Annotated in this window: 1 protein-coding gene; it reads left to right on the forward strand. The window is 52.5% G+C overall.

All coding sequences use genetic code 11. From position 1 onward, the window contains the following. Positions 1–34: 34 nt before the first annotated feature. The coding region (locus AC1RPU_RS08205) for a hypothetical protein (RefSeq protein WP_481769680.1) at positions 35–278 on the forward strand (244 nt) is incomplete at its 3' end.

Genomic DNA, 278 nt, shown 5'->3' on the forward strand with positions numbered 1-278 from the left:
GGATAAGATAGCAGCAACCATGAAGGGCCGCGTTATGACTGACGCGCACAAGAAAAATCTTCGTCAGGGCCTCCGCGCGTTGACCCCCGTGACATGTCCGCAATGCGGCATGGCCGGTAAGCCTGCTGTGATGACACGATGGCATTTTGACAACTGTAAGACTGATCCATGTGAGGTGGAAAACGGCAAACGGAAAATTATTCGTGAGACTTCTCGGCGCTGGTCTGATGCAGAAGAGAAAATTCTGATTGCGGCCCGCATTCGAGATGGTGCAAAGC

The sequence above is a fragment of the Dellaglioa sp. CoH-55-MRSF-7 genome, assembly GCF_056782235.1.